The following is a 13045-nucleotide window of genomic DNA, read 5'->3' as shown; positions in this document are numbered from 1 at the left end:
ATTCGTTACTTCAGAACTAACACAGTGGACGCGAGCAACTGAGGACAAGCCCTCGGCCTATTAGTACCAGTCAACTCCACCGGTTACCCGGCTTCCATATCTGGCCTATCAACCCAGTCGTCTACTGGGAGCCTTACCCTCTCTAGGAGGTGGGAGTCCTCATCTCGAAGCAGGCTTCCCGCTTAGATGCTTTCAGCGGTTATCCCTCCCGAACGTAGCCAACCAGCCATGCCCTTGGCAGAACAACTGGCACACCAGAGGTTCGTCCGTCCCGGTCCTCTCGTACTAGGGACAGCCCTTCTCAAGACTCCTACGCGCACAGCGGATAGGGACCGAACTGTCTCACGACGTTCTAAACCCAGCTCGCGTACCGCTTTAATGGGCGAACAGCCCAACCCTTGGGACCGACTCCAGCCCCAGGATGCGACGAGCCGACATCGAGGTGCCAAACCATCCCGTCGATATGGACTCTTGGGGAAGATCAGCCTGTTATCCCCGGGGTACCTTTTATCCGTTGAGCGACGGCGCTTCCACAAGCCACCGCCGGATCACTAGTCCCGACTTTCGTCCCTGCTCGACCCGTCGGTCTCACAGTCAAGCTCCCTTGTGCACTTACACTCAACACCTGATTGCCAACCAGGCTGAGGGAACCTTTGGGCGCCTCCGTTACCCTTTAGGAGGCAACCGCCCCAGTTAAACTACCCACCAGACACTGTCCCTGATCCGGATCACGGACCCAGGTTAGACATCCAGCACGACCAGAGTGGTATTTCAACGACGACTCCACACACACTGGCGTGCATGCTTCACAGTCTCCCACCTATCCTACACAAGCCGAACCGAACACCAATATCAAGCTATAGTAAAGGTCCCGGGGTCTTTCCGTCCTGCTGCGCGAAACGAGCATCTTTACTCGTAATGCAATTTCACCGGGCCTATGGTTGAGACAGTCGAGAAGTCGTTACGCCATTCGTGCAGGTCGGAACTTACCCGACAAGGAATTTCGCTACCTTAGGATGGTTATAGTTACCACCGCCGTTTACTGGCGCTTAAGTTCTCAGCTTCGCCCCGTCGAAACAGAGCTAACCGGTCCCCTTAACGTTCCAGCACCGGGCAGGCGTCAGTCCGTATACATCGCCTTACGGCTTCGCACGGACCTGTGTTTTTAGTAAACAGTCGCTTCTCGCTGGTCTCTGCGGCCACCCCCAGCTCAGGAAGTAAATTCCATCACCGGAAATGGCCCCCCTTCTCCCGAAGTTACGGGGGCATTTTGCCGAGTTCCTTAACCATAGTTCACCCGAACGCCTCGGTATTCTCTACCTGACCACCTGAGTCGGTTTAGGGTACGGGCCGCCATGAAACTCGCTAGAGGCTTTTCTCGACAGCATAGGATCATCCACTTCACCACAATCGGCTCGGCATCAGGTCTCAGCCTTAACGTGTGACGGATTTGCCTACCACACGGCCTACACCCTTACCCCGGGACAACCACCGCCCGGGCTGGACTACCTTCCTGCGTCACCCCATCGCTTACCTACTACCACCTTGGATCAGCGGCTCCACCACTCCCCCTCACTCCGAAGAGATCAGAGGCGGCTTCACGGCCTTAGCATTAATGGGCTCGATATTGGGCGTTTCAAAGCGGGTACCGGAATATCAACCGGTTGTCCATCGACTACGCCTGTCGGCCTCGCCTTAGGTCCCGACTTACCCTGGGCAGATCAGCTTGACCCAGGAACCCTTAGTCAATCGGCGCACACGTTTCTCACGTGTGAATCGCTACTCATGCCTGCATTCTCACTCGTGAACCGTCCACAACTACCTTCCGGCGCTGCTTCACCCGGCACACGACGCTCCCCTACCCATCACAGTCCCCGTTGGGGGTATGTACTGCAATGACACGACTTCGGCGGTACGCTTGAGCCCCGCTACATTGTCGGCGCGGAATCACTTGACCAGTGAGCTATTACGCACTCTTTCAAGGGTGGCTGCTTCTAAGCCAACCTCCTGGTTGTCTCTGCGACTCCACATCCTTTCCCACTTAGCGTACGCTTAGGGGCCTTAGTCGATGCTCTGGGCTGTTTCCCTCTCGACCATGGAGCTTATCCCCCACAGTCTCACTGCCGCGCTCTCACTTACCGGCATTCGGAGTTTGGCTAAGGTCAGTAACCCGGTAGGGCCCATCGCCTATCCAGTGCTCTACCTCCGGCAAGAAACACACGACGCTGCACCTAAATGCATTTCGGGGAGAACCAGCTATCACGGAGTTTGATTGGCCTTTCACCCCTAACCACAGGTCATCCCCCAGGTTTTCAACCCTGGTGGGTTCGGTCCTCCACGAAGTCTTACCTCCGCTTCAACCTGCCCATGGCTAGATCACTCCGCTTCGGGTCTTGAGCGCGCTACTACATCGCCCTATTCGGACTCGCTTTCGCTACGGCTTCCCCACACGGGTTAACCTCGCAACACACCGCAAACTCGCAGGCTCATTCTTCAAAAGGCACGCAGTCACGACATACAAGCAAGCTTGCATGCGACGCTCCCACGGCTTGTAGGCACACGGTTTCAGGTACTATTTCACTCCGCTCCCGCGGTACTTTTCACCATTCCCTCACGGTACTATCCGCTATCGGTCACCAGGGAATATTTAGGCTTAGCGGGTGGTCCCGCCAGATTCACACGGGATTTCTCGGGCCCCGTGCTACTTGGGAAATAAGCAAGCAAGCCGTACAGATTTCAGCTACGGGGGTCTTACCCTCTACGCCGGACCTTTCGCATGTCCTTCGCCTATCCATACGGTTTCTGACTCGCCCAGCCGCCGGCAGACGACTGAAGCTCACTCCCACAACCCCGCATGCGCAACCCCTGCCGGGTATCACACACATACGGTTTAGCCTCATCCAGTTTCGCTCGCCACTACTCCCGGAATCACGGTTGTTTTCTCTTCCTGCGGGTACTGAGATGTTTCACTTCCCCGCGTTCCCTCCACATACCCTATGTGTTCAGGTATGGGTGACAGCCCATGACGACTGCCGGGTTTCCCCATTCGGACACCCCCGGATCAAAGCTCGGTTGACAGCTCCCCGGGGCCTATCGCGGCCTCCCACGTCCTTCATCGGTTCCTGGTGCCAAGGCATCCACCGTGCGCCCTTAAAAACTTGGCCACAGATGCTCGCGTCCACTGTGCAGTTCTCAAGCAACGACCAGCCACCCGTCACACACCACAAAACTTGCGATGCTTTACCGGGGCCGGCGTTTGAAGGGCAAGCAAACGCTCGCACCCTCAGACACCCAACAGCGTGCCCGACACCCTCGCAGCCGATGACCTGTGTTCCACGCCGAAGCAGTACTAACAGTCACAACCAACAAGAGTGCCGAGTAGTCAACGTTCCACCCATGAGCTGACCGTGCGAGACATTCGCTCGCAGACGGTGCTGTGCTCCTTAGAAAGGAGGTGATCCAGCCGCACCTTCCGGTACGGCTACCTTGTTACGACTTCGTCCCAATCGCCAGTCCCACCTTCGACGACTCCCTCCCACAAGGGGTTGGGCCACCGGCTTCGGGTGTTACCGACTTTCGTGACGTGACGGGCGGTGTGTACAAGGCCCGGGAACGTATTCACCGCAGCAATGCTGATCTGCGATTACTAGCGACTCCGACTTCATGGGGTCGAGTTGCAGACCCCAATCCGAACTGAGACCGGCTTTTTGAGATTCGCTCCACCTCGCGGTATCGCAGCTCATTGTACCGGCCATTGTAGCACGTGTGCAGCCCAAGACATAAGGGGCATGATGACTTGACGTCGTCCCCACCTTCCTCCGAGTTGACCCCGGCAGTCTCCTGTGAGTCCCCATCACCCCGAAGGGCATGCTGGCAACACAGAACAAGGGTTGCGCTCGTTGCGGGACTTAACCCAACATCTCACGACACGAGCTGACGACAGCCATGCACCACCTGTACACCGACCACAAGGGGGCACCCATCTCTGGATGTTTCCGGTGTATGTCAAGCCTTGGTAAGGTTCTTCGCGTTGCGTCGAATTAAGCCACATGCTCCGCCGCTTGTGCGGGCCCCCGTCAATTCCTTTGAGTTTTAGCCTTGCGGCCGTACTCCCCAGGCGGGGAACTTAATGCGTTAGCTGCGGCACGGACAACGTGGAATGTCGCCCACACCTAGTTCCCAACGTTTACGGCGTGGACTACCAGGGTATCTAATCCTGTTCGCTCCCCACGCTTTCGCTCCTCAGCGTCAGTATCGGCCCAGAGATCCGCCTTCGCCACCGGTGTTCCTCCTGATATCTGCGCATTTCACCGCTACACCAGGAATTCCGATCTCCCCTACCGAACTCTAGCCTGCCCGTATCGAATGCAGACCCGGGGTTAAGCCCCGGGCTTTCACATCCGACGCGACAAGCCGCCTACGAGCTCTTTACGCCCAATAATTCCGGACAACGCTCGCGCCCTACGTATTACCGCGGCTGCTGGCACGTAGTTAGCCGGCGCTTCTTCTGCAGGTACCGTCACTTTCGCTTCTTCCCTGCTGAAAGAGGTTTACAACCCGAAGGCCGTCATCCCTCACGCGGCGTCGCTGCATCAGGCTTTCGCCCATTGTGCAATATTCCCCACTGCTGCCTCCCGTAGGAGTCTGGGCCGTGTCTCAGTCCCAGTGTGGCCGGTCGCCCTCTCAGGCCGGCTACCCGTCGTCGCCTTGGTAGGCCATCACCCCACCAACAAGCTGATAGGCCGCGGGCTCATCCTGCACCGCCGGAGCTTTCCACCACCAACCATGCGGTCAGTGGTCATATCCGGTATTAGACCCCGTTTCCAGGGCTTGTCCCAGAGTGCAGGGCAGATTGCCCACGTGTTACTCACCCGTTCGCCACTAATCCCCCACCGAAGCGGGTTCATCGTTCGACTTGCATGTGTTAAGCACGCCGCCAGCGTTCGTCCTGAGCCAGGATCAAACTCTCCGTGAATGTTTACCGGTAATCCGGTTGCACACTCGCGTTGAGCGGAACCAAGAGGAGGAATAGTCCCCTCGGTTCACAGCGTCCTCGCTGTGTTTTTTCTTCAAAGGAACCTCGTCCCAGACCATCAGGCCCGGAGACGGGGTATCAACATATCTGGCGTTGACTTTTGGCACGCTGTTGAGTTCTCAAGGAACGGACGCTTCCTTCGTACTCACCCTCTCGGGCTTTCCTCCGGGCGCTTCCCTTCGGTGTTTCCAACCTTACCAGATCCGTTTTCCGTTCCGTTCCCGGTCGGAATTCATTTCCGGTCCCCGTTGGAGGGGGTTTGTTTCGCGCCTTCCGGCGTGTTCACTACTTTAGCGGATTTCCCTGGCAGCTCATAATCGAGCTATTCGGACCGGAATTCGGCATGCCGAAGTCGTTCCCGATCAGGGGCCGTGCAGTAGTGGTTTGCCGCCGGTTGCGGCGCGAGTGGCTGCCGTGGAACCGGATCGGCTCCGTGGCAACCCGGAGAACACTACGGATCCACCGGACCCGTGTCAACCTCGGTCAGTCGAGGTCGTTCAGGCGCCCGCCGGCGTCCGGCTGGGTCTCCTCGACCCGCCGCAGCAGGCGGTCCAGGACTTCGCCCAGCAGGCCGCGCTCCGCGGCGGAGAGGTCCTGGAGCAGGTCCTCTTCGAAGACGCTGGCCATCCGCATCGCCTCGAGCCACTTCTCCCGCCCCGCGTGCGTCAGCTCGACGATGACGCGGACGCGGTTGTTCTCGTCGCGCTCCCGGGTCACCAGCCCCTCGCCCGCCATGCGGTCGATGCGGTGGGTCATCGCGGCCGGGGTGAGGCCGAGCCGCTTGGCGAGCTCACCCGGGCCCAGCCGGTACGGCTCACCGGAGAGGACGAGGGCCTTGAGGACCTCCCACTCGGCGTTGCTGATGCCAAGGGCCGCGGTCTGGCGTCCGTAGGCGACGTTCATCCGGCGGTTGAGCCGCTGGAGGGCGGAGACGACCTGCTCGACCTGGGGGTCCAGGTCCCGGAACTCGCGCTGATAGGCCGCGATCTGCTCCTGGAGGCTCGGCTCGGCCGGAACGGACGCCTGGTCGGGGTGGTCGGACATGCCGCGAAGTATCGCACGTAACTCATTGGCGTTGAAGTCCTTCCCCGTGTAGTCTTTAGCTTCGAACTTTACTGTTGAAGTCTTCAGGCTTCGACAGTCCAACCTTGTAGACCTCTTCTTCTCGACCTAGGCAGGTGAGTGTGACCACCGCGATGGGCGCCGCGCTGCGCCGGATCCAGCTGGGTAACGCGCTGAGCGCGTTCGGCAACGGCTTCACCGTCCCCTTCTTGTTCGTCTACGTGGCGCAGGTGCGGGACCTCGGAGCGGGCACTGCGGGCGTGGTGCTCACGACGCTCGCGGTGGCCGCGCTTGTCGTGCTGCCCCTCACCGGTCGGGTGATCGACCGGCGCGGGCCGCTGCCTGTGGTCCTCGCGGGAGCGATCGCCGCCGCCGTCGGCTCGATGGGTCTTGGGCTCGCGGCGAGCGAGCCGCTGGTGATCGCCGCGGCCGGAGTGCTGGGTGCCGGGTTCGCGGTGATCCAGCCCGCCCTGGCAACCATGATCGTCTGGAGTTCGACCACCCAGACGCGGTCCCGTGCGTTCGCCATGCAGTTCTTCCTGAACAACCTCGGCCTGGGCGTCGGCGGTCTCTTCGGCGGACTGCTGGTGGATACCTCGCACCCGTCGAGCTTCGTCCGGCTCTTCGCCATCGAGTCCGCGATGTTCCTGGTGCTGGCCGCCGCGGTGGCCACGGTGCGGCTGCCGAAGGTGCCGAAGGTCGTCGACGCGGTGCCGACCGACGAGAGCGCCCGGGGCGGGGCGCGGGTCCTGCTGCGGGACCGGGCGATGGTGCAGCTGTGTGTGCTGGGCTTCGTGATGTTCTTCGCCTGCTACGGACAGTTCGAGTCGGGGCTGGCTGCCTTCGCCGTGGAGGTCACCCGTATATCCCCCGCCATGCTCGGTATCGCCCTGGCGGCGAACACCGCGGTCATCGTGGTGGCCCAGTTCGTGGTGCTGAAGCTCGTCGAGCGTCGGCGCCGAAGCCGGGTGATCGCGCTGGTCGGGCTGATATGGACCGTCGCCTGGCTGGTGGCGGCCACCGCCGGACTGGTGCCCGGGAGCCATGCGCTCGCGACCGCGGGGATCATCTCGACGTACGCGCTGTTCGGGCTGGGCGAGGCGATGCTGTCGCCGACCGTGGCCCCGCTGGTGGCGGACATCGCGCCGTCCTCCCTGATCGGGCAGTACAACTCCGCGTTCGCCCTGGTGAAGCAGTTGGCCCTGGCGATCGGCCCGGCAGTGGGCGGGCTGCTGGCCGGCTCCGGGATGTACGTGGCCTACATAGCGATGCTCGTCGTCTGTTCACTGGGCATCACCGCGCTCGCCCTGCGGCTCGGGCGCCGGCTGACTCCCGCGCAGGACAATCCGCTGCGCGCGGTCCCGGCGCCGGTGCCCGCCCAGCGTGCGACCCCCGTGGAGCAGGTCGCGGCCGCCGCCTAAGGCCGCTTGTCCAGTCGGTCCAGGCCCGGTGGCCTGTCCGGTCGGTCCCGGGCCGGGTGTCCGGTCCGGTCGGTCCCCGGCCGGGTGTCCGGTCCGGTCGGTCCCAGGCTGGGATCCGGTGCGGCCGGGCGCCTGGCAGGCCGGCCGGACGCCGGGCCGCCTCGCATCCGGGGCGGGGTCACGCGCCGGGGCCGGTCAGCCGGTGGGGAGCGCGAACTCGCACCACACCGCTTTACCCCCGCCGGGGGTGCGGCGCGAGCCCCAGGACGAGGCGATGGTCGCGATGATCGAGATGCCGCGCCCGGCCTCGTCTCCGAGCTCCGCGCGCCGGCGACGCGGCAGATGGTCGTCCCCGTCCGTGACCTCGATGATCAGTCGGCGGTCGGTGCGGCGCAGTCGCAGCCGCATGGGTGGCGTGCCGTGCTGGAGTGAGTTGGCCACGAGCTCGCTGGCGGCCAGTACGCCCAGATCGCGCAGCTCGGTCGGGAAGCGCCAGCTGGCGAGGACGCCGGAGGCGAAGGCGCGGGCGCGGGGCGCGGCCTCGACACCGCCGAGGAGTTCCAGGGCGGCGTTGTGGAAGAGCTCCGCGTCATGGCCGGTGCGCTCCGGGTGCTGGATCACCAGGACGGCCACGTCGTCATCGTGGTCCTCGGTGATGCCCAGAGCCCGGATCAGGCGGTCGCACATCACCTGGGGGGAGCCCGAGGCGCCGGCGAAGGCGCGCTCCAGCTCGGCGACGCCGTCGTCGATGTCCTTGTCCCGCCGCTCCACCAGGCCGTCGGTGTAGAGGACGGCGCTGGAGCCCGGGCTGAGGGGCACGGAGCCCGAGGCGTGGAGCCAGCCCCCGGTGCCCAGCGGCGGACCGGTGGGGTCGGCGGCGCGGTGGACCGTGCCGTTTGGGTCACGGACCAGGATGGGCAGGTGGCCCGCCGAGGCGTAGACGAGGCGCCCCTCATTGGGGTCGTGCACGGCGTAGACGCAGGTGGCGATCTGGCTGGCGTCGATCTCGGCCGCGAGTCCGTCGAGGAGCTGGAGCACCTCGTGCGGGGGCAGGTCGAGTCGCGCGTAGGCGCGCACCGCGGTGCGCAGCTGGCCCATGACCGCCGCCGCCCGGACCCCGCGGCCCATGACGTCGCCGATGACGAGGGCGGTGCGGCCCGCGCCGAGGGTGATCACGTCGTACCAGTCGCCGCCGACCGCGGCGTCCTCGCCGCCCGGGCGGTAGGTCGCCGCGATCCGCAGGTCGTCGGGCTGCTCCAGCTCCTGGGGCAGCAGGCTGCGCTGGAGGGTGACGGCCGCTTCGCGCTGGAGGCGTTCGCTGGCCCGGAGCCGCTCGGCTGCCTCGACCTGGTCGGTGACCTCGGCGCCGAAGACGAGGACGCCGGAGCAGGAGACGGTGCGCGGGGGCGCCGACGCGGCGGGCGCGGCATCCGGGGTGTCCGGGGTTTCTGGGGTGTCTGGTGTGGCGGCGGCGGTTGGCGCTGTGGACGCGTCGGGTGCGGGGTCGGCCGCGGACGGCTCGGTGACGCCACCGTCTTCCGGCGGGGCCGGGACGGTGACGTCGATCGGAGTGCAGGTGAAGGTGTAGTAGGCGTCCCGGGTGCGCCCTCCGCGGGCGGCGGACGGGCGGGCAAGGGGCCGGGCGGGTCGCGGGCCGAGGGTGGTGCCGGGGTCGGCCTCGGCGTCCCCGGTGCCGACGCCTTCGGCGGCGACCTCCGTGACGGCGGTGCCCTCGGGCTCGACGTGGGCGGGCTGGAGGCTCGCCTCCGGAGTGCCGGCGCCGGGCGGGGCCGCGGGCCGGTGCTCCGTATCGGCTCCGTCCGCGGACGGAGCACCGGCTACGCCGACCGCGAGTGCGACCACGTCCCCGGCGCGGTCATCAGGTCCGCCGTCCGTGGCCGGCGCCGCCGGGTCATCGGTGGTGGCGAGCGGCTCCGCCGGTGCGGACGCGATTCCTCCGCGCGGCACCCGGCGGGACTTGACCGTGCGCGGCTTGCCGCTGCGCAGTACCTGGTCCATCAGTGGCAGCAGGCCGAGCTCGCGCAGCTCGGGAAGTGCCTGGCCGGCCGGGGCACCGGGGGTGCAGGGACCGAAGAGGGTGGTGTAGGCGTCGTTGACGTAGGCGATGCGGTGCTCGGGGCCGTAGACCACGGCCACCAGGGCCGGGACATGGCCGAGGATGTCGTGCACCGACAGCCCGTCGAGGGTGGGCATCGGCTGCCCGCTGTCGTCCGCGTGCCCGGCCGGGGCGGCGGGCCTGCCCGCCGACGGCCCGTCAGCGGGCCGCGAGAGGTCGGGGCGCTCGCCACGGGCGGCCGGTACGGACCCGCCTGCTGCGCGGCCGGTCCGCGCGGCGGCGCGTCGCTGTGTTCCGGGGAGCCGAGCGCTCCAGCGCGTGAAGTTCACTGAGGTTTGCCTCGCGGTGTCGTTTCGGGGCGGCCCGTCGGGGGTGGCCACGCCGCGCAAGCGGCTGCCGTGATGGTCAGCAGCTCCGCTGCGGGCACGTCTGCGGATGCGGGGGCCGGCCCCCATGGAAATGCAGCAAACGTCCAGATCCTCGCCGTTTGTCACTCTTTACACGATTGTCACTCTTCGTAGATTCGAGCCCACCCATGGTCACACGTCCAGTGTGGCCGACCGTACTGACACACGTCAGACGGCGGTCGCTCGGGAGGAGTTCCCGGCTCCGCCTCGCCGGTCTCCAGCGGTCCTCGAACGAGCGCGGACGCACCACGGGCGCGAACCGGAGGCATGCCGCCCGCACGCCGGACGCGCGCCTCAACTGCCTTCCGGGTGGCGTCCGGTGCCGGCGGCGAGCTCGAACTCGGCGCGCGGGTTCTCCAGCGAGCCGAGCGAGACGATCTCCCGTTTGAACAGCCCGGAGAGCGTCCATTCGGCCAGCACCCGTGCCTTCCGGTTGAACGTCGGCACCCGGCTGAGGTGGTAGGCGCGGTGCATGAACCAGGCGGGGTAGCCCTTGAGTTTCCGGCCGTAGACGTGCGCGACACCCTTGTGCAGGCCCAGCGAGGCCACGGAGCCGACGTACTCGTGTTCGTACTCCTTGAGCGGCTGGTCGCGCAGCGAGGCGAGGACGTTCTCCGCGAGCACCTTGGCCTGCCGGAGGGCGTGCTGCGCGTTGGGGGCGCACTCCTTGACGGCGCCCGCCCCGGCCGCCGCGCTCGGCTCTGCCTCCGGCTCCTTGTCTGCCCGTCGATCCGGCTCCCCCGCCGGCTTTCCGCCCGACTCCTTGTCCGGCTTCTTCTCCGGCTTCTTGGCGCGGGCGCGCTCGGCCGCCAGGTCGGGGACGGCCGCCGCGTCGCCCGCGGCCCAGGCGTGTTCGACCCCCTTGACGCGCAGCTCAGCGGTGCAGACGAGGCGGCCCCGGTCGTTCAGCGGCAGGTTGGTCGCGGCGAGGATCGGATGGGGTTTGACGCCCGCGGTCCACACCAGCGTGCGCGTGGGGAAGCGGGAGCCGTCACTGAGCACGGCGATCCGGTCCTCGCACGACTCCAGCCGGGTTTCCAGCCGGACGTCGATATTTCGGCCACGCAGCTCCCGCACCGCGTACCCACCCATCTCCTCACCGACCTCCGGGAGGATCCGTCCGGTCGCCTCCACAAGGATCCATTTGAGGTCTTCCGGAGCGATGTTGTGGTAGTACCGGGCGGCGTAACGAGCCATGTCCTCCAACTCGGCGAGCGCCTCCACGCCGGCGTAGCCGCCGCCCACGAAAACGAAGGTGAGCGCGGCGTCCCGGACCTCCGGGTCGCGCGTCGAGGACGCGATGTCGAGCTGCTCCAGCACGTGGTTGCGCAGGCCGATGGCCTCCTCGACGGTCTTGAACCCGATGCCGTAGTCGGCCAGGCCGGGCACGGGGAGGGTGCGCGAGACCGAGCCGGGGGCCAGCACCAGTTCGTCGTAGTGGATCGCGATCGCGCCGGTGCCCTCCTCCCGCGAGGCGAGGGTCTGGACGCTCGCGGTGCGCTTGGCGTGGTCGATGGCGGTGACCTCGCCGATGACCACCTTGCATTTCGGCAGCACCCGGCGGAGCGGCACGACGACATGGCGGGGGGAGATGGATCCGGCCGCGGCTTCGGGCAGGAAGGGCTGATAGGTCATGTACGGCTCGGGGTCGACCACGACGACCTGCGCCTCGCCGCGCTTCAGCTTCCGCTGGAGGCGCAGCGCGGTGTACATCCCGACGTAGCCACCGCCGACAACGAGAATGCGAGCGGGTTCCTTCACTCTCCCATGACGCACCCGAGATCGGCGTTTGTCCACAGGCCCGGCGAATTGTGTGACCGGAGGAGATGGTCGTCCCGTTGGCTGGGATTATTCGGTGGATACGGAATGCGCGCAGGTCAGGGCCAGGGTGGCACCTTGTTGTCGGGCGCGAAATCGGGAGGGATCGGGTCGGTACTCCGATCAGGGGGCAGGCCGTGCGGAACGCCCCCCTTCTTTCTTGACCTGGGCTCAACTATGTTCATACCTGGTCGGGGTTGAGACTGCCCGACCAGACAGGGCGGGGAGTCTCCGGGGGGAGACGCGTCATTACCGGGGGATCACATATGCACATTCAGGGCTCTCATTGGTCTGCTGCCGTCGCATCGCCGGACGGGGCCGGCAGCCGTCATACGCCGCTGCGCGTGGATGCCCAGCGCAATCTCGAGCATGTTCTGCGTGCCGCGCGCGAAGTCTTCGGCGAGCTGGGATATGGCGCGCCGATGGAGGACGTGGCCCGGCGGGCCAGAGTCGGAGTGGGGACCGTCTATCGGCGCTTTCCCAGCAAGGACGTGCTGGTGCGGCGCATAGCGGAGGAGGAGACGGCCCGGCTGACCGAGCAGGCGAAGGCCGCGCTGGGCCAGGAGAACGAGCCGTGGTCGGCGCTGGCGCGCTTTCTGCGCACTTCGGTGGCGTCCGGCGCGGGCCGGCTGCTGCCGCCGCAGGTGCTGCGGGTCGGCGTCGATGTGGAGGAGCCGGGCGCGGAAATCGAGGAGACCGCCCGGGTGCCGCACCAGCGGCAGCCGGGATCCACGCAGCCGGAACTGCGCCTCGTGGAGCAGCGCCCTGCCCCGGTCGAGGAGCCGGACGACGCGGGTGTGGCGGCGCTGCTGGAGGTCGTCGGCCGGCTCGTGGAGCGAGCGCGGGCGGCGGGTGAGCTGCGCTCGGACGTGACCGTCGCCGATGTGCTGCTGGTGATAGCCACGGCCGCGCCCTCGCTGCCGGACGCGGCTCAGCAGGCGGCGGCCTCCTCCCGGTTGCTGGACATCCTGCTCGACGGGCTGCGCTCGCGCCCGGCGCACTGACGGGGGCTCCCGCACCGGGCCGCCGGCCCGGGGTCGGCCGAGCTGTGCGGCTCCGTTCAGCGGCCCGGTGGTGGTTCGCCCGCTCGTTGCCTGACGGCGGTGTTCCGTCCGACATGTATTCCCCGAACGGGTGAATGCTCGTTCCGCCGCTCTCAACACGCCCCGGAAGGGTGGTTGCCCGTTCGAGGGGGTGGCACCCGAGGGTGGCTGTGGCACTCTGG

General features: G+C 66.0%; 5 protein-coding genes and 2 rRNA genes. 2 read left to right on the top strand and 5 right to left on the bottom strand.

Annotation, left to right across the window (positions count from 1 at the left end; translation table 11 throughout):
- Positions 1–40: 40 nt before the first annotated feature.
- The 3 genes from AC4BDD_RS15855 to AC4BDD_RS15845 form a co-directional block, all read right to left on the bottom strand.
- Positions 41–3164: ribosomal RNA gene (locus tag AC4BDD_RS15855) — 23S ribosomal RNA — on the bottom strand.
- Between the two features lie 283 nt (positions 3165–3447).
- Positions 3448–4975, bottom strand: a 16S ribosomal RNA gene (locus AC4BDD_RS15850).
- Together the 16S and 23S rRNA genes form the textbook arrangement of a ribosomal RNA operon.
- Positions 4976–5518: 543 nt before the next feature.
- On the bottom strand, positions 5519–6079 hold the full coding sequence (locus AC4BDD_RS15845; RefSeq protein ID WP_490686085.1) for a MarR family winged helix-turn-helix transcriptional regulator: 561 nt from the start codon (positions 6077–6079) through the stop codon (positions 5519–5521).
- A gap of 140 nt (positions 6080–6219) precedes the next feature.
- On the opposite strand from AC4BDD_RS15845, the gene AC4BDD_RS15840 reads away from it, so the two are divergent.
- Positions 6220–7518: an MFS transporter gene (locus AC4BDD_RS15840; protein WP_490686084.1), complete on the top strand. Its 1299-nt coding sequence runs from the start codon at positions 6220–6222 to the stop codon at positions 7516–7518.
- Positions 7519–7713: 195 nt separating this feature from the next.
- Here AC4BDD_RS15840 and AC4BDD_RS15835 read toward each other — a convergent pair whose 3' ends face one another.
- Both AC4BDD_RS15835 and AC4BDD_RS15830 read right to left on the bottom strand, forming a co-directional pair.
- Positions 7714–9924 (bottom strand): ATP-binding SpoIIE family protein phosphatase, encoded by a 2211-nt coding sequence (locus AC4BDD_RS15835; RefSeq protein WP_490686083.1) that lies wholly within the window; start codon positions 9922–9924, stop codon positions 7714–7716.
- 372 nt (positions 9925–10296) lie between these two features.
- On the bottom strand, positions 10297–11763 hold the full coding sequence (locus AC4BDD_RS15830; RefSeq protein ID WP_490686082.1) for an NAD(P)/FAD-dependent oxidoreductase: 1467 nt from the start codon (positions 11761–11763) through the stop codon (positions 10297–10299).
- Between the two features lie 323 nt (positions 11764–12086).
- Between AC4BDD_RS15830 and AC4BDD_RS15825 the strand changes: the two genes are divergently transcribed.
- Positions 12087–12824: a TetR/AcrR family transcriptional regulator gene (locus tag AC4BDD_RS15825; protein ID WP_490686081.1), complete on the top strand. Its 738-nt coding sequence runs from the start codon at positions 12087–12089 to the stop codon at positions 12822–12824.
- The last annotated feature ends 221 nt before the right edge of the window (positions 12825–13045 follow it).

The organism is Streptomyces sp. JLBT605 (genome assembly GCF_058215555.1).
Note: the sequence above shows the minus strand (reverse complement) of the source record. Positions and strands in the feature narration are given on the sequence as shown.